The sequence below is a fragment of the Nocardia sp. NPDC051321 genome, from assembly GCF_044455225.1.
GTDB lineage: Bacteria > Actinomycetota > Actinomycetes > Mycobacteriales > Mycobacteriaceae > Nocardia.
Genome location: NZ_JBITEM010000004.1, coordinates 248,835 through 269,792, shown reverse-complemented (window position 1 = coordinate 269,792; position 20,958 = coordinate 248,835). Strand labels below are relative to the sequence as shown.

Annotated in this window: 21 protein-coding genes; 10 read left to right on the top strand and 11 right to left on the bottom strand. The window is 66.6% G+C overall.

Features of this window, described 5'->3' with window-relative positions:
• Window positions 1-23: 23 nt before the first annotated feature.
• On the top strand, window positions 24-554 hold the full coding sequence (locus tag ACIA8C_RS10875) for a CGNR zinc finger domain-containing protein (protein WP_397133255.1): 531 nt from the start codon (window positions 24-26) through the stop codon (window positions 552-554).
• Between the two features lie 140 nt (window positions 555-694).
• On the opposite strand, the gene ACIA8C_RS10870 is transcribed toward ACIA8C_RS10875, so the two are convergent.
• The 4 genes from ACIA8C_RS10870 to ACIA8C_RS10855 all read right to left on the bottom strand — a co-directional run bounded on the left by ACIA8C_RS10870 (window position 695) and on the right by ACIA8C_RS10855 (window position 4,424).
• A complete protein-coding gene (locus ACIA8C_RS10870) occupies window positions 695-1,372 on the bottom strand; it encodes a response regulator (protein WP_397133253.1) in 678 nt (225 codons plus the stop codon).
• Window positions 1,339-2,463 carry a sensor histidine kinase gene (locus ACIA8C_RS10865; RefSeq protein WP_397133251.1) on the bottom strand — a complete coding sequence of 375 codons (1,125 nt, stop codon included), beginning with the start codon at window positions 2,461-2,463 and terminating at the stop codon, window positions 1,339-1,341. Before ACIA8C_RS10865 ends, ACIA8C_RS10870 begins: the two co-directional genes overlap by 34 nt.
• 4 nt (window positions 2,464-2,467) lie before the next feature.
• On the bottom strand, window positions 2,468-2,965 hold the full coding sequence (locus tag ACIA8C_RS10860) for a hypothetical protein (protein ID WP_397133249.1): 498 nt from the start codon (window positions 2,963-2,965) through the stop codon (window positions 2,468-2,470).
• A 73-nt stretch (window positions 2,966-3,038) separates the two neighbouring features.
• Complete coding sequence (locus tag ACIA8C_RS10855) at window positions 3,039-4,424, bottom strand: hypothetical protein (protein ID WP_397133247.1); 1,386 nt, start codon at window positions 4,422-4,424, stop codon at window positions 3,039-3,041.
• 170 nt (window positions 4,425-4,594) lie between these two features.
• On the opposite strand from ACIA8C_RS10855, the gene rpsF reads away from it, so the two are divergent.
• The 5 genes from rpsF (at window position 4,595) to dnaB (ending at window position 8,784) form a co-directional block, all read left to right on the top strand.
• Entirely contained in the window at window positions 4,595-4,882 is a 288-nt protein-coding gene (rpsF, locus tag ACIA8C_RS10850; RefSeq protein WP_150400327.1) for a 30S ribosomal protein S6, read from the top strand.
• A gap of 89 nt (window positions 4,883-4,971) precedes the next feature.
• A complete protein-coding gene (locus ACIA8C_RS10845) occupies window positions 4,972-5,526 on the top strand; it encodes a single-stranded DNA-binding protein (protein WP_396995054.1) in 555 nt (184 codons plus the stop codon).
• 59 nt (window positions 5,527-5,585) lie between these two features.
• Window positions 5,586-5,837 carry a 30S ribosomal protein S18 gene (gene rpsR / locus ACIA8C_RS10840; RefSeq protein WP_014989074.1) on the top strand — a complete coding sequence of 84 codons (252 nt, stop codon included), beginning with the start codon at window positions 5,586-5,588 and terminating at the stop codon, window positions 5,835-5,837.
• 17 nt (window positions 5,838-5,854) lie between these two features.
• Window positions 5,855-6,307, top strand: a complete 453-nt coding sequence (gene rplI / locus ACIA8C_RS10835) for a 50S ribosomal protein L9 (RefSeq protein ID WP_397133245.1) — start codon at window positions 5,855-5,857, stop codon at window positions 6,305-6,307.
• Window positions 6,308-6,963: 656 nt separating this feature from the next.
• A complete protein-coding gene (gene dnaB, locus ACIA8C_RS10830; protein WP_397133243.1) occupies window positions 6,964-8,784 on the top strand; it encodes a replicative DNA helicase in 1,821 nt (606 codons plus the stop codon).
• 128 nt (window positions 8,785-8,912) lie between these two features.
• Here dnaB and ACIA8C_RS10825 read toward each other — a convergent pair whose 3' ends face one another.
• A complete protein-coding gene (locus ACIA8C_RS10825) occupies window positions 8,913-9,686 on the bottom strand; it encodes a maleylpyruvate isomerase family mycothiol-dependent enzyme (protein WP_397133241.1) in 774 nt (257 codons plus the stop codon).
• 208 nt (window positions 9,687-9,894) lie between these two features.
• Window positions 9,895-10,455 (bottom strand): TetR/AcrR family transcriptional regulator, encoded by a 561-nt coding sequence (locus tag ACIA8C_RS10820; protein WP_397133239.1) that lies wholly within the window; start codon window positions 10,453-10,455, stop codon window positions 9,895-9,897.
• A 115-nt stretch (window positions 10,456-10,570) separates the two neighbouring features.
• On the opposite strand from ACIA8C_RS10820, the gene ACIA8C_RS10815 reads away from it, so the two are divergent.
• The 3 genes from ACIA8C_RS10815 to ACIA8C_RS10805 all read left to right on the top strand — a co-directional run bounded on the left by ACIA8C_RS10815 (window position 10,571) and on the right by ACIA8C_RS10805 (window position 12,684).
• Window positions 10,571-11,290 carry an MBL fold metallo-hydrolase gene (locus ACIA8C_RS10815; protein WP_397133237.1) on the top strand — a complete coding sequence of 240 codons (720 nt, stop codon included), beginning with the start codon at window positions 10,571-10,573 and terminating at the stop codon, window positions 11,288-11,290.
• A 4-nt stretch (window positions 11,291-11,294) separates the two neighbouring features.
• Window positions 11,295-11,678, top strand: a complete 384-nt coding sequence (locus ACIA8C_RS10810; RefSeq protein ID WP_397133235.1) for a DUF4260 domain-containing protein — start codon at window positions 11,295-11,297, stop codon at window positions 11,676-11,678.
• Window positions 11,679-11,943: 265 nt separating this feature from the next.
• Window positions 11,944-12,684 (top strand): dienelactone hydrolase family protein, encoded by a 741-nt coding sequence (locus tag ACIA8C_RS10805; RefSeq protein WP_397133233.1) that lies wholly within the window; start codon window positions 11,944-11,946, stop codon window positions 12,682-12,684.
• A 15-nt stretch (window positions 12,685-12,699) separates the two neighbouring features.
• Here the strand turns inward: ACIA8C_RS10805 and ACIA8C_RS10800 are convergent, their stop codons facing one another.
• The 3 genes from ACIA8C_RS10800 to ACIA8C_RS10790 form a co-directional block, all read right to left on the bottom strand.
• Window positions 12,700-13,596 (bottom strand): hypothetical protein, encoded by an 897-nt coding sequence (locus ACIA8C_RS10800; protein WP_397133231.1) that lies wholly within the window; start codon window positions 13,594-13,596, stop codon window positions 12,700-12,702.
• A gap of 9 nt (window positions 13,597-13,605) precedes the next feature.
• On the bottom strand, window positions 13,606-13,782 hold the full coding sequence (locus ACIA8C_RS10795; protein ID WP_397133229.1) for a hypothetical protein: 177 nt from the start codon (window positions 13,780-13,782) through the stop codon (window positions 13,606-13,608).
• A gap of 95 nt (window positions 13,783-13,877) precedes the next feature.
• Window positions 13,878-14,816, bottom strand: a complete 939-nt coding sequence (locus ACIA8C_RS10790; protein WP_397133227.1) for a LysR family transcriptional regulator — start codon at window positions 14,814-14,816, stop codon at window positions 13,878-13,880.
• An 83-nt stretch (window positions 14,817-14,899) separates the two neighbouring features.
• Here ACIA8C_RS10790 and ACIA8C_RS10785 point away from each other — a divergent pair, with 83 nt between their 5' ends.
• Entirely contained in the window at window positions 14,900-16,132 is a 1,233-nt protein-coding gene (locus ACIA8C_RS10785; protein ID WP_397133225.1) for an MFS transporter, read from the top strand.
• 27 nt (window positions 16,133-16,159) lie between these two features.
• Here ACIA8C_RS10785 and eccCb read toward each other — a convergent pair whose 3' ends face one another.
• Window positions 16,160-20,509: a type VII secretion protein EccCb gene (gene eccCb, locus ACIA8C_RS10780; RefSeq protein WP_397133223.1), complete on the bottom strand. Its 4,350-nt coding sequence runs from the start codon at window positions 20,507-20,509 to the stop codon at window positions 16,160-16,162.
• The gene (locus ACIA8C_RS10775) at window positions 20,502-20,870 is read right to left on the bottom strand and encodes a hypothetical protein (protein WP_397133221.1); all 369 of its coding nucleotides are present in this window, start codon (window positions 20,868-20,870) and stop codon (window positions 20,502-20,504) included. Before ACIA8C_RS10775 ends, eccCb begins: the two co-directional genes overlap by 8 nt.
• Window positions 20,871-20,958: the final 88 nt, after the last annotated feature.

The following is a 20,958-nucleotide window of genomic DNA, read 5'->3' as shown; positions in this document are numbered from 1 at the left end:
GTCAAGGTGGTTACTATGAGGAGGTGTTCACCTTCGTCAGCGGCAACCTCGCCCTGGATTTCGCGGGCACGGTCAAGGCCCGCACCGGGTCCTTCGACGACGCCCTCGACTCGCCAGCCGCTCTCGCGGACTGGCTGGTCGCCGCCGAATTGCTCGACCGCGCACCCGACTGCGACGCGGCGACCCTCGACCGCGCCGTGCGTTTGCGTGAAGCCGCGTACCGGATGGCGGTAGCCGTGTCGCACGGCAAATCGCCGGCGGAGGCCGACCGCCGGATGGTCAACGACTGCGCCAAGGGTGAACTCCCGGCAATCAGCCTGCGGCTCAACGGCACCGTGGCCCGCTCGGGCACCCCCGGCGCCGCGCTCACCGCGATCGCCCGCTCCGCCGTCGAACTGCTCGGCAGTTCGGCCTCGATCAAAGAATGCGGTCGCCCAGAATGCACCCGCCTCTACGTCGACGCCTCGCGCGGCGGCACCCGCCGCTGGTGCGACATGACCATCTGCGGCAACCGGGTCAAGAGCGCCGCGTTCCGCGCGAGGCACGCCGAATAGGTCGCTGGACAGCGCGTTCGGTGGACATTCCGGCCACGTTCAGTCGACTCGGCGATGATCACCGGTCTACGCCGCGGGCGCGGCCAAAGCCGTTGTACGCAAAGCTCTTCCGATGTTGCCGGAGTCACCTGCGAGCCGGGCTAGCTCAACCCGAGCCGGTGGGCGCGGGCGATCGCATGCGGGCGATCGCGGACGTGGAGTTTCGCGAACAACGAGTTGATGTGACTCTTGACGGTGCTGACACCGATGAACAGTTCCTTGGCGATCTCGGAGTTGTTCTGCCCCTTGGCGATCAATCGCAGCACGTCGAGTTCCCTTGCACTGAGCCCTAATTCGGCAATGTCGGCAGCAGTCGACGGTGCGGCCGCGGCCGACGACAGCGAGGCGACGAGACGCTGGCCGACCTCGGCGGCGAAGGTGGTTTGCCCGCCCGCGACCGAGCGAATGGCCGTGGCGATCTCGCGACGGCCCGCGTCCTTGGTCAAATACCCACGCGCACCGGCACGCAACGCGCCCGCGATCGATTCGTCATCGGCGTAGGTGGTCAGCACCAGCACCGCGGTGCCGGACTGCGCCGCGGCGATCGCGGCGGTGGCGGCGACGCCGTCGAGGACCGGCATCCGCAAATCCATCAGCACGACATCGGGCGCGAGCCGGTGCACCAACTCGACCGCTTCGGCCCCGTCGCGGGCCTCGCCGACCACCTCGATATCCGGCAGCAGCGAAAGCACCGTGGTCAGCCCCTCTCGCACGATGGTCTGATCATCGGCGACCACCACCGTGATCACCTGCGCGGCACCGTCATTCGCACTGTCCACCGGTCACCCACCTTTCCCGCCTCCACTGTGCCGCCAAGCGCGCCGATCCGCTCGCGCATACCGAGCAGACCGGCACCCATCCCCGACGCCGACAGCAAGCCGAGCCGGTCGGCCAGCGGATTCGACGCAACCAGCTCGACCTGTTCCGCGCCGATCCGCAGCCGCAACTCGACCTCGGCGCCCGGCGCGTGCTTGCGGGCATTGGTCAGCGACTCCTGCGCCCCGCGCAGCAGTGCGACACGCACCTGCTCGCCGAGGTGCTGAGTGTCGCCGTCCAATTGTGCGCGCACCCTGCCCCCCGCTGCCCGATGCTCGGTGACCAGCTGGTCGAATTCGTTTGGTAGATCGATACTTTCGGCCCGCAGCACACCGACGACCTGCCGAGTATCGTCGAGCCCGGACGCGGCAAGTTCCCGCGAAGCGCGGATCTTGTCGGCGGCCCGTTCCGTCTCACCCGCCTCCAGCAGCGCGTCTGCGGCGTCGAGTTGCAACACCAGTCCACCTAACGTGTGCGCGAGCACGTCGTGCACCTCGCGCGCGATCCGCCCGCGTTCGGCAAGCGCGGCCGCGCGGTCTCGCTCCGCACGAATCTCCCTGCTCTGCTCCACCAGCAGCCGATTCTGCTCAGCGGTCACCCGAAACTGCCTGCGGCTCAACCCGAGCAGTGCGACCAACAGCACCCCGGCCAGCAGCCCGAGGTAGGCGCTCGGTGCCCGGTGCGCCGCCACCGACGACGCACTCACCGCGATGACCTCGATACCAACGATCAACGCCCCGAGCGTGGTCGAGTGCTGCACCACCGCGAATCCGGCGAACGCGGCGACGAGCAGCGGGAGCATCGAGGCGCCCACCTGGGCGACCGTCAGGCCGCCACCGACCGCCATCACCACGAGCGCGAGCCTGCTGAGCCACGGCCGTCCCATCGGGCCGACCGCCCAGAACACCAACCCGAGCCCGGCCAGACCGGCCAGGATCAGGATCGGTATCCCCACCTGCCCGAGCTGGTCGTCGCGGAGCAGCGCGACCATGGCGATGACCCCGGTCAGGCGCAACAGCCTGTTCGGGGTCGTCGGTGCGCTGCCGGGCGGCATCGATTCAGTGTGCCCGAACCGTCGGCCGCGAGCCGGTCAGCCGTTCCGCCCGCGCCGAGATGACCAGGACCCGGCCGAGCCGGTTGACCGCGAGCAGCACGATGATCGCGCCGGCCGACACCGCGGCCTTCGCACCGATATCGACTGCGATGACGTCCACGCCGATGCGCGCCGCGATCAGCACCACCCACAGCGCCGAGGCGAACGCGCCGGTGCGCACCATCAGTTGCCCGTCCTGCCTGACGAACTTCGACAGCGCGCCCATCAGCGCGCCGACCGCCAGCCCGAGCACCGCCTCGAAGACCAGCAGCGCGATATCCACGGTGTGGATCGCGGGGGCGTTGTCCGCGGACGCGAGCATCACTACTCCGACGATGCCGAGGACCAGTGGCCCGCGCCACATCCGGGCCGGATCGAACGGGCGCCACTGATTCTGGCGGTAGATGATCCAGCCGAGTATCGCGATCACCAGCACGGCGGTGAGTAAGTTGTTCGAGGTCATGCCCATAACACTCGGGGAATCGCCGAGTATCCGGCACCACCCGAGGGTGGAACCACGGGTGGAATCCGCCGGACTAGCCGACCGGGATCAACTCACCCGGCGCGAACCGAGGCACCGGGGGCGGCACCGGCCGAAACCCACGCGGCCTTGCCCGCAGGAACAGGAAGAACAACACGACCAACAGCACCGCCCGGCCCCACACCCCGAACTGGACGAGCTTCTCCATCTGCTCCGCGGGGCGACCCGTGCCCAGCGCGTAGAAGTACCGGAACACCCCGATCCCGAGGGCAGCGTCGGCGATGAAGTACGCACCGATCGCCGTCCACGGCACCTCCAGCAGCACCAGGAACGGCACCAGCCACAGCGTGTACTGCGGCGAATGCACCTTGTGGAACAACAGGAATCCACACAGCATTGCGCCGCTCACCCCGACCCACGGGAACACGCCCGACGCCAGATAGCGCTTCCAGCCGAGCCACATGGCCAGCGCGAACGCGGCCAGGATCAGCGTCGGCGAGGCGACCGACACCACCTGCTGGAACAGCGTTTCGCTCTGCGTGTCCGTGCCGAACAGCTGCCGAAGTCCCCAGTACCAAATGGAATTCGTGGTGATGTCGGCCTGCCGCAACTGCTGGAAGGTGATCGACGCGCGCCAGCCCTCGTAGCCGGTCAGCGCGAACGGCAGGTTCACCGCGACCACGGTGGCGACGGCCGCGCCCGCCGTCATGAGCGCACCGCGCACGTCGAGGCGCCGTTCGCCGGGATCGCGTTCGACGCCGCCGGTGAGCACGTACGCCAGCAACGGCAACACGAAAATCCCTGGATAAAGCTTCAGGCAGAATCCGAGACCGAGCAGGATCGCGGCCAGAACTCCCCTGGTACGCAACGAATATCGGGTCAAGGTGGCGACCACATACACCGCGGCGACCGCCGTGCACACCACCGGGAGTTCCCAGTTGTGGAAGGCGTAGAGCACCAGCGGCGGCCCCGCCGCCCACAGCAACGCCGCGCGGCCCGCGAGCCGAGCCAGCATCCAGGCGGTCAGCAGCGCGAACGGCGCGAGCAGCAGCGCCGAGTGCCGCAGGAAGTCGGCGTCGTTGTGCGCGCCTAGCGCGCCGAGCCACATCAAAGTGCCGCTGAGCACCGGATATTCGACCGCGCCGCCGACCAGCGTGCCCTCGTCGGTGATGCCGCCCTCGACATACGGGAAGACGTGCTCGTTGATATCGCGCCCCAGCCAGAGGAACTGGATATCGGAGTAACAGACATCCGAATCCTTGGCGACATCGAATACCGTGCTGCGCCCATCCGCGGTGAACGGCCCTCCCGCACAGCGCGCCTTGTTCGCGTACCCGAGCACGAGCGTGAGCCCGCACAGCACGAGCACCACCGCCGCCAGCGCCGCGCGACGACCGACGCGACGCGCGATCAGGTCGCTGTTGGCGAGTCCGCTCGGCATGTGGACCACACTAAGCGGCGCGATACGTCGATGCCCGCGTTCCCTCGCCGAAGGGATCGATTTCAATGGTCAGGGGCGGTTCATGTAGCCTGGTCGGGTTGCTGACGCAACGACCCTCCTGCCACGGAGAGCCCGTGGCCGTTTCCTAGTCCACAGGAGGTGATTGGTCCGTGCGTCATTACGAAGTGATGGTTATCCTCGATCCCAGTCTGGACGAGCGCACCGTAGCCCCGTCTCTCGAGACGATGCTCACCGTGGTTCGTACCGAAGGCGGCAAGGTCGACAAGGTCGATATCTGGGGCCGCCGCAGGCTTGCCTACGAGATCGCCAAGCAGGCCGAGGGCATCTACGCGGTGGTCGATCTGACCGCGGAGCCCGCGACCGTGAGCGAACTCGACCGCCAGCTCGGCCTGAACGAGTCGGTGCTGCGCACCAAGGTTCTGCGCCACGACAAGTAGTCCCGCGACCCTCGATTGCGTCGGTGTCTATCTCTAGGCTCTAGCGCAACTAGCGAGATGCGGACTGCACCCCGAGCAGGAGGAACCACATGGCAGGCGACACGGTCATCACCGTCATCGGAAACTTGACGGCCGATCCCGAACTTCGATTCACGCCCGCGGGAGCGGCGGTGGCTAATTTCACCGTCGCATCGACACCCCGCATGTTCGACCGTAATTCGAACGAATGGAAAGACGGCGAAGCGCTTTTCCTGCGCTGCAATATCTGGCGCGAAGCTGCGGAAAATGTCGCCGAAAGCCTGACCCGGGGTTCGCGGGTCATCGTGAGTGGGCGGCTGAAGCAGCGCTCCTACGAGACCGCTCAGGGTGAGAAGCGCACGGTCGTCGAGCTCGAGGTCGATGAGGTCGGCCCCTCGTTGAAGTACGCAACCGCGAAGGTCAACAAGACCAGTCGCGGCGGCGGTGGCGGCGGTGGCGGCTTCGGATCCGGCGGCAGCGGTGGCTCCGGCGGTGGCAACGCCCCGGCCGGCTCCGGCGGTGGCGGCGGCCGTTCCGGCGGTGCCGAGGACGACCCTTGGGGCAGTGCGCCCGCGGCAGGCTCCTTCGGGGGCGGCGGCCGCGTAGATGACGAACCGCCGTTCTGATAACGGCAATTCATAGGTCTACCTCGCGTGGACCATCACTGATTACGGAGTAAAAGACCATGCCTAAAGCGCCAGCGCGCGAAAAGGTGCTCAAGAAGAAGGCCTGCGCATTCTGCAAGGAAGCCAAGTCCGGAATCGTCAACATCGATTACAAGGACACGGCACTGCTGCGTAAGTACGTCAGCGATCGCGGCAAGATCCGCGCCCGCCGCGTCACCGGCAACTGCGTGCAGCACCAGCGTGACATCGCGGTTGCCGTCAAGAACTCGCGTGAGGTGGCCCTGCTTCCTTACGTGTCGACGGCTCGCTGAGTAAGGGAGACACGCAAATGAAGTTGATTCTGACTGCAGACGTGGACAACCTCGGTGCGCCCGGCGACACCGTCGAGGTCAAGGACGGCTACGGCCGTAATTTCCTGCTGCCGCGCGGACTGGCGATCGTTGCCAGCCGTGGGGCCGAGAAGCAGGTCGCAGGCATCCGCCGGGCGCAGGACGCGCGCAAGGTGCGCGACCTGGATCACGCCAACGAACTGAAGCAGGCCATCGAGAACCTCGACGCGGTCGCGCTTTCGGTGAAGACGGCGGGCACCGGCAAGCTGTTCGGCTCGGTGAGCCAGGCCGACGTCGCCTCGGCCATCAAGTCGGCCGGCGGGCCCGTGGTCGACAAGCGCAGCATCGAGCTGCCGAAGTCGCACATCAAGTCGACCGGCAAGCACGGCGTCATCGTGCACCTGCACCCGGACGTGGTGGCCAAGTTCGACCTCACGGTCGCTGCCAGCTGATATAGCACCACTTCGAAGACCACTCCCGTGTTCGGCACGGGAGTGGTCTTCGGCTGTGCGATGCTGCCCACGTTTTTGGATAACTCATTGTTTGCCCGTTGAGTAGTCCTGCCGGATGGAACATTCTGGGCAAATCATTGCTGGTCATCGGGGTTCCCGTAGACGGGCCTGTGGATTACTCAGGAAACCGACCGGTGGCAATGTGATTCAGCTCATAGCAGTTACCCGTGCTGTTAACTCAACACGCCCGGCTGTTCAACTTGTCCGACACGCCCGACTTTATTCATCCACACGTGGATATCTCGTGAAATCGATACCTATCTGCGGGTATCCGCGGTGTGACCTGGGTTTTCCCCAAGTTGTACACAGGGGGTGCACACAGTTAGGTGAACAGTCCCCAACTTATCCACAGGTGTGTGCACAGTACGGTTTGTTGACCGCCCTCGGGTCGCCTAGGTTCGTCGCTACGTCGTGAAACGAACGGCCCCGAACGTCCGGATCCATCGATATCGCAACGGTAGCTGGAACTCGCAGGTGGCATCAACCATCGCGCGGGTGACAGCCACTGCCCCTGCGGCAGACGTGTCGGAGCCCGAGAGTGGGACCAGTCATCAATAGGGTGAGCCCGGTAGGTGGAGAGAGGACGGTCGAGTCTGATGGCAGTCGTCGATGACCGAGGGCATGCGAACTATCCGCCCGAGCCGCCCGGCGAGGACTTCGGGCGCCAGCCACCGCACGACATGGCGGCCGAGCAGTCCGTGCTCGGCGGCATGCTGCTGAGTAAGGACGCGATCGCCGACGTCATCGAGGTGATGCGGCCCGGCGACTTCTACCGCCCCGCCCACCAGCTCATCTACGACACCATCCTCGACCTCTACGGTCGCGGCGAACCCGCCGACCCGGTGACCGTCTCGGCAGGCCTCGACCGTCGCGGCGAACTCAAGCGCATCGGCGGACCGCCCTACCTCGTCACGCTCACCCAGACCGTGCCCACCGCGGCCAACGCCAGCTTCTACGCGGAAATCGTCGCCGAAAAGGCCATCCTGCGCCGCCTCGTCGAAGCGGGCACCCGCATCGTCCAGTACGGCTACGCGGGCGCCGACGGCCAGGACATCGCCGAGGTCGTCGACCGCGCCCAAGCCGAGGTCTACGAGGTCACCGAACGCCGCACCACCGAAGACTTCCTCCCGCTGGAGGAACTCCTCCAGCCGACGATGGACGAAATCGACTCCATCGCCAGCCGCGGCGGCATCTCCCTCGGCGTCCCCACCGGCTTCACCGAACTGGACGAACTCACCAACGGCCTGCACCCCGGCCAAATGATCATCGTCGCCGCGCGACCCGGTGTCGGTAAGGCCCTCGCCCTCGACACCCCACTGCCGACCGCCAGCGGCTGGACCACCATGGGCGAAGTCCGCGTCGGCGACAAGCTCCTCGACGCCAACGGCCACCCGACCCGCGTCCTGGCCGCCACCGACATCCTCACCGACCGCCCGTGCTACGAGGTCGAATTCGCCGACGGCACAGTGCTCGTCGCGGACGAGGAACACCAGTGGCTCACTGCCACCCGCTCCCCAGGGGCTCGACCGGCCGTACGGACAACTGGCGACATCGTCCACACCCTTCGATCGGCGGACGGCAACCTGAACCACGCCGTGCCAGGCACCGCGCGTTCGGAGTCTCGGCAGATCGTGGACGTCCGCAAAATCGACACGGTCCCCGTCCGGTGCGTCGAGGTCGACAACGCCGACCATCTCTACCTCGCCGGGCCGACCATGGTGCCGACACACAACTCCACCCTCGGCATGGACTTCATGCGCAGCTGCTCGATCAAGCATGGGCTGGCCAGCGTTATCTTCTCGCTGGAGATGAGTCGTACGGAAATCGTCATGCGTCTGCTTTCCGCCGAGGCGAAGATCAAGCTCGGGGACATGCGCTCGGGGCGGATGAGCGACGATGACTGGACCAAACTGGCCCGCCGGATGAGCGAGATCAGTGAAGCGCCACTGTTCGTCGACGACTCGCCGAACCTCACCATGATGGAGATTCGGGCGAAGGCACGGCGTCTGAAGCAGCGCCATGACCTGAAACTCGTTGTGGTGGACTACCTCCAGCTGATGAGCTCAGGTAAAAAGGTCGAATCCCGCCAGCAAGAAGTCTCGGAATTCTCGCGACACCTGAAGCTGCTCGCGAAGGAACTCGAGGTTCCGGTGATCGCGATCAGCCAGCTGAACCGTGGTCCCGAACAACGAACCGACAAGCGCCCCATGGTCTCCGACTTGCGTGAGTCCGGATCGCTGGAACAGGACGCCGACATGGTCATCCTGCTGCACCGCCCGGATGCCATCGAACGCGACGACCCACGCGGCGGCGAAGCCGACCTGATCGTCGGTAAACACCGAAACGGCCCAACCGCCACCATCACCGTCGCCCACCAGCTGCATCTGAGCCGGTTCGTAGATATGGCCCGCGGCTGAGGCACTGTTCCGGCTGGTTGGTGGATGATCTTCGCCAGTTAGCTTCCGTATCAGGAGGTTTCGAGTTGGCGAGCGTGGCGCCCGCAGGAGCGCGCGCACAACCGACAGATGCGTCACAAGTGCGCGTTTTACGCGTTCGGGTCCCAGTCTGCGAGCTGCTCCATCGGCTCGGTGTCGCCGGTGGTCTCCAGGCCGTCGAGCGGGACGCGCGCGTAGCAGTAGAGGACCAGTTCGCTCGCTGCGCCTCGCATCGCCATGTCGCCCGGCTCCGCGTCGGCGGCGAGGTCGTCGCAGCGGACACCGTCGGCGTTGAGGGTCAGGCGCCAGGAGCGGCCCTCGGTCGTGTGCAGGTCGATGGTCGCCGGCTTGAACGGCCAGGGGACGGTCGTCGCCGAGACGGTCGTCAGGAACTCGTCGACGCCCTCGACCGCGACGTCCGTCGGCAGCGGCTGTGCGGCCCCCTGGGTGAGCTGGGCATCGTAGGTGTGGACGGCGATCTCCTGGATCTGGTGCCGGGCCACGGCTCCGCTGGTCTCCGGGGCCTGCGAGCGGCCCCACCAGGTCCAGCAGCCGCGGTCCGGGCCGGCCTCGCGCATCGCGTCGAGCATGAGCTCGGTCGACTCGGCGAGCCAGGCATCCAGGGCTTCGCGGTCGCGGGGCGCGGTGGGGGCGCCCTTCGGGTCTGTCTTCGCCGGGGGCTCAGCGCCCGGGCCCGCCGCGACGATGACGGCCTGGCGGCGGCGGCCGTCGCCGAGGTGCTGCGCCAGTTCGCGCAGCGTCCAGTCCGGGCAGGTCGGGACCTGGACGTCAAGGTCGGGGGCGGACGCGATCGCGGCGCGGAACGCGGCCGAGCGGTCTTCGATCAGCCGCAGGACCTCGGGGAACTCCACAATGTTTTGCACCTCGGTGGTGTATCACGGCGCTCCGGCCGCCGGGTAGCGAATTTGTCGGACGGACGCGTCGTCTAGTTGGCCCGTTCTCGGGCGATTCCTACTGACCGCTGGCACCCCGGCAACCCGGATCGAACCCACCCGTGGCCACAACGTGAGACAAACCAGAAAAGCCCAGGTCAATCAATTGGCAGATGCCACGACTTTCGGGACCCTACAACTAGTCGTTCGCACACTGGATGGCGTTCAGCACTCGGTTCAGGCCGAAGTTCCAGGCCTGCTCGAGGTCGCCGCCCAGCCGGAATGCTTTTGCGAGTTCCATCGTGATGAACCCGCTGGCCCAGGCGACGATGGTGCGGGCGGCCGGTAGTGCGTGCTGCGGGCCGGCCAGCTCGGTGACCAAGCGCAGCAGCGTGGCCGATGAGCGTTCCGATCGCGCGGTCGCGCCGGGGATCGCCTGGGGCGCGTTCATGAGCGCATAGGCGACCGGGTTGGCGTGCGCGAAGTCGCGGTAGGCGGTCAGCAATGATCGCAGGTCAGCGGTGGGGTTGCCGGAGTTGGCCGCCGCGTCGGTCACCGCGGTCAGCTCGTCGGTCACGTTCTCCAGGATCAGCCGGAGCAGGTCGGCGCGGCTGCGCACCCGCTTGTACAGCGACGGCGGGCGGACGCCGACCGCGGCGGCCACATCGCGCATGGTCAACGCGTCCGTCCCATGTTCTTCCAGCAGGCGGCGTCCGGCCGTGACGACGGCGGCGGTCGAGGTTTGCGCGTGAGCGGGCATCCCGGCCTCCTGATCGTCGGTGGTCGAAATCCTACTTGCGGACCGCCTGAAGGCTAACTAGGGTAGCCATTCGAAGGCTAATTCTCATAGCCTTGAGTTTGTCTAGGAGTGTCACATGCAAATTGCCGAGGGTCTGCACCGGATCGGCTCCGATGTCGTCAACTGCTACCTGGTCGTCGACGGGGATGGTGTGACGATCATCGACGCGGGACTCCCGCGTTACTGGACACTGCTGCGCGATGAGCTCGCGCAACGTGGGCTGACCCTCGACGACGTGCGGTCGCTGATCCTCACGCACGGGGACTCCGACCACATCGGTTTCGCCGCCCAGCTCTCCCGCGAGAAGGGCATCCCGGCCTACCTGCATCCGGCCGACTTCGACCGGGCCCGGCTGGAGGTGAAGAAACCCAACAGCGGCTGGGGCCCGATCAAGGTCAAGCCGATGGCCGAGTTCCTGTGGTACTCCGCCCGCAAGGGCGGTCTGCGCCCCCGGCCGGTCGGCGAACTTCGCCCCATCGAGGACGGTCAGGTGCTCGATGTCCCTGGCTCGCCCCGGATCATCCACCTGCCCGGCCACACGCCCGGCAGCGTTGCGGTGCACGTCCCGGCGGTCGACGCGCTGTTCCTCGGCGACACCATGACGACCCGCAACGTGCTCACCGGCGCGACCGGCCCCAAGCCCGCGCCGTTCACGCTGGAACCCAGGGAGGCAATGGCGTCGCTCGCCCGCATCGAAGAAGTGGACGCGACCTGGGTCCTGCCCGGTCACGGGCCGGCCTGGGACGGCGGGGTGGCCGAGGCGGTCCGGCTCATCCGGCACGCCGCGGACCAGTAGCGCCATGCAACGGCTACCGATCTGGTTCGAACGGGCCGAGAACCTGGCCATCGTTGTCGTGGTCATCTTCGGGTTCGTCCACTTGCACTTCTCCTGGTGGTGGCTGCTTGCGCTTTTCCTGGCGTTCGACGTGGCCATCGTGGGCTACTTGGTCAACGAGCGAGTGGGGGCCATCTGCTATAACCTGACGCACGGCTATGTCGCGCCCGCGGTGCTGCTGCTCGGCTACGTACTGACCTCGGCCACCTGGTGCGCATTCGTCGGGCTGGTGTGGGCCTTTCACATCGCGACCGACCGAGCACTCGGTTTCGGCCTCAAGTTCGCGAGCGGCTTCCAGGACACTCACCTCGGCCGGATCGGCAGATCCGAAGTGCGAGAACCGGATTGACGAAATACCAACGCCGCGGCCGAGTCGCCCGACCGAGCCGCCGCTGAATGATCGATCGCCTTCGCCGATTGCTTTGCAGGGCAGTAGGATTCGCGCTATCGATGGCGGCGCTGGTGCAGCCTGTTCGGTCACTGCCTGCCTGTTCCGGCACCGGCTGATCGCGGACATTCTTGCGCATCAGCAGATCGTGTCTGGATATGCTGACGCTTCGCGCGATGGTCGTACTCGGATGCGTTCGGTATGACCTGATTAGAGAGAGATCGGCATGACAACAGAGGGCGTCGCGAGCGCTGACCATCCCCACCGAACGTTCTCCTACGAGGACGGCGGTACGGCGTTCACCGGATTGCTCGTCCCACGTGCACCGGGCGCATCGGCTCGGGGTGGGGTGATGATCGCACCCGATTGGCGCGGACTCAGCCCATTCATGCGGCAAGAGGCGGCCCGTCTGGCCGGCGACGGTTTCGACGTCGGCGTCATGGATCTCTATGGCGACGGCCTGTTCGCGACCGAAGAGTCGCAGGCTGGGCCCTTGATCGGCGGCTTGATCGCTGATCGCGCCAGCGGCGTCTCCCGGATGGCCAGCTGTCTCACGGCGTTTCGGCACGCGACCGGCGCCGCGCCGGTGGTCCTGATCGGATACAGCATCGGCGGCATGGTCAGCCTCGACTTCGCCCGCACTGGTGCCGACATCGCCGGGGTCGCGCTGTGTTCGGCGCTGCTCAAGACGGCCGAGCCCGGTGCACCCACAAAAGTGAGCGGCCGCGTGCTGGCCCTGCACGGCACCCGCGATGTCGTCTGCCCCATGGACATGGTCAACGCCCTGTCCGACGAAATGGACATTGCCGGCAACGACGCCACGATCGTCCTGTACACCGGCGCCCATCACGCGTTTTACAACCCTGAGGCAGGCACCGACCCCACCGCCCGCCTCGTCTACTCGGCAGCCGCTGATGCCCGCTCCAGAGACATGATCGACAGGTTCCTCACGCAGGCACTGACCTGATCGGTCCGGCACTCCCTACCGGGGGCGCTCGGCGATTACTTCTATGGTGTCGGCGTCGATCAGCAACAGGCTCGGAACCAGCTCGGTGCCGGTGTCCGGCGAGGTGAGTACGGCTTGCCTGATGTGCTCGACCTGACCCGAGTCTGCGCCCGCGATGAGGATGTGGTCGGGGCTGATCAGGCCTACCACCAGCCGGTCCGCACCGACCTGCTCGGCGCACTTCTCGTGGAAATCGTCGAGCAGGATCGCCGACGCCACACAGGGGCCGTCACGCTCCAGGGTGGCGAGGGTTCCGAGTTGCTCGTCCGGAGCCACCTTGAAGTTGAGCCCGGACTTCACGTTCCCGAGCGCCTCGAGAGCTAACTCCTCGATCGCCTCAATGCTCATGGCGTCGAACTTGCTCCGAGTCAGATGGGACATACCGATCCGGCCCTCGGGCGTGGTGGTAACTCTGGCGAACCCGAAGTACAGCTTGCCCTCCACCAGCGGGAGCGAGGCGGAAAACGGCAACGGCTCGGCGGCGCTGTGCAGGATCGGCAGCCATTCACCAACCCGCTCGGCCTGCGCGAACGTCTCCTCGCTTCGCTGCCGCAGCTTGATGTTCTCGACTTCGTCCATCACCCGTTTCGCGTATTCGAGCGCATCGGTCCAATCGTCGCCCTCGGGGCGTTCGAAGAGGTGCGAGTGCTCGGCCTCGGGGAACGTCGCGGCAAGGAAGTCCCGGTCGGCGTCGGCGGGCTGCCAGGTGCTGTGCACCCTGGTCACATCAGAAGGCTGAAAGTGCCGCTGCCCCTTGGCCTGCTGCCATGCCTGCCGTACGGAGTCATGAGCCTGCGCGGGCGCGGCTGCGGTGATCAAGTCTTTGTCGTTCGAATTCAGCTGGAAGACAACGACATTCAAGGTCAAATCCATCACAGGGCGCTAGCAGATCCCCGGCACTTCGCCATGGATCAGGACTTGGATGAAGCACTGCAGGTTCGAGCTGCCCGAACTCGGGGCGGGCGCCGGGTCCGCGCTCGCGGCCGGCGCGGCCACCAGTGCCGTCAGCACGAAGGCGGCAGCCGATACCGACACAGCTACACCGTTCCTGATACTCACATCAATCTCCTTGTCTAGGAGCTAGATCAACTAGGACCTAGATCAAGCTATCGATGTTCGAGCAATCCCCCCAGCCCCTACTTTCCTGGAGCGGGCTAGGTCCGAACCGGTGGCGCCAGTTGGATCAGCTCACGCGAGACTTCGACGGCGAGCTCGATGGTGCGGGCCACCAGCGGCGACTGACCGCGGCGCCCTGGCGGCCAGTGCAGATAGATCTCGCGCGTGAGGGTGGGGGCGAGTTCGTGCACCCGCAGATCCGGCCAACCCTCTGGTCCATGAATCGCACCGCAGGAGCGGCACACGACGGGGTGGATCGCCAGCCAGGGCAGCACAGCGAGACCCATCCCCGCGCGCACCATCGATAACATGGTTTCGTTGCCTGCTGAGCGAAACACGATGTGCGGCTGTGCCCCCGCCGCCGCGAGGGACTGCTCCAACTTGGGCTGGTCACAGGTCGCAGGCCAGGCCACCATCGCCTTCCCATCCAGCATCCGCGCGGACACCGGGCCGTCCGGCAGCTCCGCTGGCAGCGCCACCACCAGATAGGGGTCCGCCATCAGGAGGACGGATTCCGTATCGTCGCTGATCGGCCCGTCGTAGAACAGCAAGTCGAGCTCGCCGATCTGCGCGTCGTCCGGTTCCGCTTCCGAAAGCCTGATCTCGCAGTGCGGATGCTCGTCCCGAAGGCGGCGCAACATGGTCGGCAGGATTACGTTGGAGACGCTCTGCAGGGTGCCGACGTCGATGCGGCCATCGCCTGCCTTGAATCGATCGACCGCATGTGCCAAGGCTTCGGCCTTCGACAGCAGCTCCCTGCCCTGCTCGAGCACCACGGCGCCGAGTGGGGTTATTCGCACCGGCCTCGGCCCGCCTGGCCGATCGAATACGGAACCGCCGACGGCCTTCTCCAGTGCGGCGATGTGCTGGCTCACGCTGGACTGGGTGTAGCCGAGCCGGTTCGCCGCTCGGGAGAACGTGCCCTCCTCGGCGATCGCGATCATCGTCGTCAGCTGCCGTATGTCGATCTCGGCCATGGCTGTATGTATAGCAGATTGCGATGGATATGATCGTAAATGATCGCTTTTATTGATCAGCCTTGGCTCATAGCGTCAACGGCATGACAGTCCTTACGGCAACCGCCGACATCAGCGCGAACAACCACACACCGCGACTACCAGCCCTGGCGTGGTCCCTCGGAGCGTGCCACCTCGTCGCGCGCGCCGGCGGCTTCGTGCAGCCGATGCTGGTGCTGTATTTGACCCAGCAACAAGGGATGACCCCGACCGCGGCGGGTGCGGTGGTGGCGGCGGTGGGCATCGGCGACTTCGGGTCGCAATTGCTTGGCGGCTGGCTCGGGGACCGGCTCGGACGTCGGCAGACGATGCTCCTTGGGTTCCTCGGGACGGCAATTGCGCTGGCCGCCTTGGGATCTGCCGAAACAACCACGGTAATCTGGGCTGCGGCAGTCGGGTACGGCCTCACCGCGGGGCTCTTCCGCCCGGCAGGCTCAGCGGCCGTTGCGGACCTCCCGCCCGAGCAGCGAGTACGCGCCTACAGCCTCCTCTATTGGGCGGCGAACCTCGGATACGCCATCGCCGCAACGGTTTCCGGAGTCTTGGCAAGCCACGGCTACGGCCTGCTGTTCTGGTTGAACGCGGTGGCCGTGCTGGCCGCGGCGTTGATCGTGGTGATCGCGGTGCCGGAAACCCGCTCGAGCGCGAGCGGCGCTCGACGCGCGCTGCTGCCCGCGTTGCTCGGCGACCGACTGATGGTCACCATGACGCTGATCCACGTCGCCTACTTCACCCTGAATATGCAGGCGTTCGCCACATTGCCGCTGCTGATGACCGGGCAGGGATGCGGCCCGGCCACCTACGGCGCCGTGCTCGCCCTCAACGGACTCGCCATCGTCGTCCTGCAACCGCTGGCCGTTGTGCTGCTGGCGCACCGCGATCGCGGGACAGTACTCGCCACCTCGATGCTCTTGACGGGGCTGGGCGGCGGCCTCGTCGCGCTGAGTGAGCCCGCCGCGGGATATGCCGTCGCGATCCTCATCCTGAGCCTCGGGCAGATCGGGATGGCGGTCCAGTTCGGTGCCACGTTCGCCGACCTTGCGCCAGCCGATCTGCGCAGCAGGTACATCGGCGTGGCCTCGAGCACCTGGAGCCTCGGCACCATTCTCGGCCCGCTGGTCGGCACGGCGCTGCTGGAGCACACTGACCGAATCTGGTTGGGTGCCTGCGCGATCGCCGCCGGACTCCTCCTCTTCGCGGCGCAGCAAGCCGTTGCCGGATCGCTGCGCGAGCGGCAGGCAGCAGGCAATGATCGTGGCTACCGGTCGCAGAGCTGAATCCGCACCGACAGCACTGACCGGTCGCTACTCGGGTGGTGGTAGGTAAGCGATCTGGACTAGCTGGGGCTCTTGGGATCTGGTGACAATAGTGCCTCGCCCGGGGGGTAGCGGGGTAGCGCGGAGATCAGGGCCGAAGAGTTTTCCTTCTTCGGCAGGGGCGCTCATGAGCAGGGCGGCGGCGCAGACTTCGTGGAGTCGGCCCAGCAGGCTGCCGTGTAGCGCTCTGGCCAGGCCGGCCGCTCGGCGGGTGATTATCAGGTGCAAGCCAACGTCGTTGGCGGTGGGCAGGAATTCCAGGAGGGGTTCCAGTGGGTCGTCGCCGTCGGCGACGATCAGGTCGTGGTCGTCGACGACGACGTAACACTCGGGACCGGTCCACCAGCTGCGGTCGCGGAGTTGGTGCGGGCCGATCTCAGGCCCGGGGATGCGGGAGGTGAGCAGGCGGCACAACTGCTCGATCGCGTCCGGAACCGTTGCCGCTGAGGCACAGTAGGCGCTCAAGCGGGCCGGATCGACGGCGTGCAGCAAGGCGCGCCGGTAATCGATCAGAAGGATCTGGGCCTGCTCGGGTATCGAATTCTCGGCGATGCCGAGCAGGATGTTGTGCAGGAGCGTGGTTTTGCCGCAGCCCTTGTCGGCGAACGCCATGAGATGCGGCTGGGCATCGAAATCTATTATCAGTGGCAACAATTCGTTTTCGCCGACGCCGACGGCCACGTGCGTCGCGTCCTGCGCGATGCCCGCGTGCAGAGCTGACCGCAGCACGTGCGCGCGGGAAATCTCCAGGGGCAGCAGCCGAACCTCTGGGGCCCGCCGCGAGCCGTAGATGGTGCGCAGCTGCCGGGCGGCCGCGGCGATACCGCTCGGCAGCTCCTTCGGATCGGTGCGCGAATCCAGTCGCGGTAACGCGATGAGCAGATGCAGTTTCTCCGGCGAGAGCCCGCGACCCGGACGATCCGGCGGCACCGTTCCCGCTGCCTGGCGGTCCAATTGGGAGTCCGCTGGGTCGCCGAGCCGCAGTTCGATCAGCGTGCCGACCATGTCTGGCAGCGCGAGCCGGGTCCTGGTCCACGGCGGTAGCGTGACCACGACGTGCACGCCGTAGCGAGGTCCTTGCGTCGCGATGGCGACGATAGTGTGCTCGAGTACCGGATAGTCCTGCTGGACGACATCGATGCCATCGACCATCAGGAAGACGTCACCGTACCGGTCCGTTGAGATCGGGTCGGCGGCTTGCTTTTCCAGCGTGATATCGACCAATCCCGCCTTACGGGAACGAAATTCGTGCATCGAGGTGATACCGAGCTCGCGGAACCGTTGTTCCCTGCGACTTACCAGCGCGGCCACCTCGGCGACGGTGCGGCGCACGCGATCCGAGTCGCGCCGCCCGGCGACCGATCCCACATGCGGAAACTCGGCCAGGCCCGCAAGGGCGCCGCCTAGATCCAGGCAGTAGAACTGCACCTGCTCGGGGGTGTGCGTGGCCGCTGCGGCCACGCACAATGTTCGCAGCGCGGTCGATTTCCCCGATCGCGGGCCGCCGACGATCGCCATGTGACCGGAGCTGTCCGACAGATCGGCGCACAGCACCTCGCGATAGTGCTTACGCGGGACATCGACGACCCCGATCGGCAACCGCAACAACCCGGGCCCGGACGACGGCGAATTCCACTGCCGCAGCAGCGTTCCCACCGTCGGCGAATCGCGCAACGGATCGGTCCACACCAGATGTGCCGCAGACCCGTGCCTACCGAGCGCGACGGCGAGCGACTCCGACACCGGGCGATCGACCGGCCCGGAAGCGCCGTCGCCGGGCACCGACGGCCCTGGACCGGAGGCGTAGGCGACCCGGAAGCGCGTCGCGGTTCCGGTGCCGATTCGCAGATATCCGTAGCCGGGTACGCGCGGCAGGTGATAGGCATCGGTGGTACCGAGGACAAGTCGCGATTCAGCGGTCGAAAAGGTGCGCAGCGCAATGCGATACGACAGATAGCTGTCCAGCGCGCGCAACCGCCATTCGTCCGGCCGCTGGGTGCCGAGCAGCAGATGCATGCCGAGCGACCGGCCGAGTCGCCCGATCCGGACCAGCGCGTCGACGAATGTCGAAGTCCCGGAGAGCAATTCCACGAACTCCTCGATCACGATCACCAGCGCGGGCAGCGGCGGCAGCGCCGCGCCGCCCGCGCGGGCCTGCTCGTATTCACCGATGGTGGTGTACGGCCCGCTGTCCTCGAGGTGCTTGCGCCGTCGGTCGATCTCCCCGTCCAGCACGTCCTGCAGCCGTTCCCGCAGGTAGAGATCCTGTTCCACGTCGCGGACGTGGCCTGCCAGGTGCCGCAGGCTGGTCAGCGGCTGGAACGTCGCGCCGTTCTTGAAGTCGACGAGCAGGAAGTTCACCTCATCCGGGCTGTGCCGCAAGGCCAGCCCGAGCACGATGGTCCGCAGCAGCTCCGATTTTCCGGAACCGATCGCACCGACCACCAGTCCGTGCGGGCCCATGCCGCCTTCGGCGCCCTGTTTGAGGTCGAGCAGCACCGGGTCACCCGGTCGCGTCGCACCGATCGGGATGCGCAACAGCTCCCGTGCGGGGCGTTCGCGCCACCAATGACCGATGTCGAACACCGAGCCGTGGTCGAGGCCGTGCAGCGCGGCGAAGTCGGCCTCGACCTCGGGCCCGGCCGACCCGGGGCCGGACCCCGCGGTCGTGTGCCGCGCCCGCAGGCGCGCAACGAGATCCGCGGCGCCGTCGGTCACGTCGTCCACCAGCGCGGGATCCGCGGGTGGCTCGCGGATGTCTGGCACCGCGATCCGGAACGGCTGTTGCTGGTGCAGCGCCCACCCTGGACCTTCCGGCAGGCGCACCGCGAGCTCGGGATCGATGTGCGAATCGCGGGGCTGATGCATGCGCAGTTCGATCTGGACGGCCAGGAGTCTGGACATCCAGTCCGGCACCTCGTTCCAGTCCCGCACGGTGGCGATCACGTGCACGGCGTATTCCGGCCCGGCATCGGCGATGCGGCGCACCGTATCGGCGGCCTTGGGCAGCAGCTCGGCGAAATCGTCCCAGCGGTCGAGCACCAGGAACAGATCCGGCACCGGCCCCTCCGGCAACCCGTCGCGGGCCGCGCGCAGACTGTCCGGCGAATCGATATTGTGCTTGCGGTACAACCGCTTTCGGCTGCTGACCTCCTCGATCATGCGCTGCAGCATGGCGGCGACCTGCTCGGGCTCGTCGTCGCTGACCACGTCGGCGACGTGCGGCAGCTCGCGCATCGAGCCCAGCCGATTGCTGGATTCCAGCACATGGACGCGCGCCTCGTCCGGCGAATGCGTCAAGACCAGTGCGGCCACCAGGGTGCGCAACAGTGTGCTCTTGCCCGAACCCGCGCGCCCGACGACCAGCAGGCCGTTTTCCGGCCCGGCGAATTCGAGCTGCACGATATCGCCGACGGTGCCGTCCGGTCGCCGTTGCCTGCCGATCGGGACGGCCAACTTGCCGGTCCCCCACCAGCTTTCCGCGCGTAGGCCGGCGTCTTCGACCTGCTCCAGCCGGCCGAGCAAGCTACCGAGCAGCACCCGATCACCGCCATCGCTCGCACCCGCGGCCCGTCGTCGCGTCCGAGCGATGTAGACCTCGTCGTTCAAAAAGCCGTAGTGGCTTGGTGTTTGACGATCAGTACGACGCCGCACCTCGTCACTGACATACGTCCACAGATCGTGCGTACTGATCTCTCCGGTCCCGTTGCCCGCCAGCCCGGTGGTGGTGATGCCGTTGACGATCGCCGAGGTGAACATCGACAACGGCACTGAATCGGCTACGGCGGCACGGTTCCCGTCCTCGGCGATCTGCACGCCGGTGCAGGCCGTCATCACGCAGATACCGTCCCCGGTGACCAGGTGCTCGCCGACCCCGTCGTCGATGCCGCCGACCGCCTTGATCACGTCGTTGCCGAGAAACGCTCCGCTGTAACAGCAATCGAGCAGGATGATCTTGGCAGCGGCGCTCGACTCGCGGATCAGCTCCTTGATGAACGCGGACGACACCGCCGAACTGCTCGGCAGATTCGGATCGGTATTGCAGGCCGCCAGATACAGGTTGCGACTGGTGCGGAAGCCGTGACCGGAGTAATAGAACAGCACGAGGTCCTCCGGGCCCGCATTGCGGAACAACCGCTCGATGCTGCGCTCGATCTCCGTCTTCGACTCGTTGACGAGAATTTCGGCGGGCTGGAACGCGCCGATGCTCGGGTCGTGCAACAGGTTTCGCAGCTCCCTAGCGTCCGAGACCGGCGCGTAGAGCTGCGAGATCGACGTCGAGTAGAAGGTGTCGTTGGCGACGAACAGCGCGATCCGGCGACCCCGCGGGCTAGTCATCGGCGAATAGACTCCGCAACTGATCGACGACGCCGTCGACCTGTCCATCGGTCGGCCGGACGATGGTGATGTCGCGGTCGCCGTTGCGTACCGTCACCGATTCCGCGCGGCCGCGCGCCAGGAACCGGAGGACGATATCGCGGATCGCCCAGGTCGCGGTGCTCAGCGCACCCCCGGATACGAGCAGCTGACCGATCTCGAGCGCGGTGCCGGATTTGGTGCCGGGACTGGCCGCCGTTGTCGCCGCCCCGACCGTCACCCCGGAGATTTCGCGTAGCTCGTCGGCCAGTTCGTCGGCCAGCCGATCCAGCCGCCGCGCGTCCCCCGGACCGGCCGTGACGATGAACAACACGTCGGCCATGGCTTGCCTCCCCGTTTCACCCCGCCGCATGGTGCGGCACAACAATATTCTAACTACGCGCCCGCCCACGAACACGGCAAATGATGTG

Bases quoted from the DNA above. Each gene is read 5' to 3' on its own strand.
- dnaB (WP_397133243.1), top strand. From the start codon at position 6,964: ATGGCAGTCGTCGATGACCGAGGGCATGCGAACTATCCGCCCGAGCCG.
- ACIA8C_RS10810 (WP_397133235.1), top strand. From the start codon at position 11,295: ATGCAACGGCTACCGATCTGGTTCGAACGGGCCGAGAACCTGGCCATC.
- ACIA8C_RS10820 (WP_397133239.1), bottom strand. From the start codon at position 10,455: ATGCCCGCTCACGCGCAAACCTCGACCGCCGCCGTCGTCACGGCCGGA.
- eccCb (WP_397133223.1), bottom strand. From the start codon at position 20,509: ATGACTAGCCCGCGGGGTCGCCGGATCGCGCTGTTCGTCGCCAACGAC.
- ACIA8C_RS10805 (WP_397133233.1), top strand. From the start codon at position 11,944: ATGACAACAGAGGGCGTCGCGAGCGCTGACCATCCCCACCGAACGTTC.
- ACIA8C_RS10845 (WP_396995054.1), top strand. From the start codon at position 4,972: ATGGCAGGCGACACGGTCATCACCGTCATCGGAAACTTGACGGCCGAT.
- ACIA8C_RS10790 (WP_397133227.1), bottom strand. From the start codon at position 14,816: ATGGCCGAGATCGACATACGGCAGCTGACGACGATGATCGCGATCGCC.
- rplI (WP_397133245.1), top strand. From the start codon at position 5,855: ATGAAGTTGATTCTGACTGCAGACGTGGACAACCTCGGTGCGCCCGGC.
- ACIA8C_RS10855 (WP_397133247.1), bottom strand. From the start codon at position 4,424: ATGCCGAGCGGACTCGCCAACAGCGACCTGATCGCGCGTCGCGTCGGT.
- ACIA8C_RS10860 (WP_397133249.1), bottom strand. From the start codon at position 2,965: ATGACCTCGAACAACTTACTCACCGCCGTGCTGGTGATCGCGATACTC.
- ACIA8C_RS10785 (WP_397133225.1), top strand. From the start codon at position 14,900: ATGACAGTCCTTACGGCAACCGCCGACATCAGCGCGAACAACCACACA.
- ACIA8C_RS10775 (WP_397133221.1), bottom strand. From the start codon at position 20,870: ATGGCCGACGTGTTGTTCATCGTCACGGCCGGTCCGGGGGACGCGCGG.
- ACIA8C_RS10800 (WP_397133231.1), bottom strand. From the start codon at position 13,596: ATGGATTTGACCTTGAATGTCGTTGTCTTCCAGCTGAATTCGAACGAC.
- ACIA8C_RS10815 (WP_397133237.1), top strand. From the start codon at position 10,571: ATGCAAATTGCCGAGGGTCTGCACCGGATCGGCTCCGATGTCGTCAAC.
- ACIA8C_RS10865 (WP_397133251.1), bottom strand. From the start codon at position 2,463: ATGCCGCCCGGCAGCGCACCGACGACCCCGAACAGGCTGTTGCGCCTG.
- rpsR (WP_014989074.1), top strand. From the start codon at position 5,586: ATGCCTAAAGCGCCAGCGCGCGAAAAGGTGCTCAAGAAGAAGGCCTGC.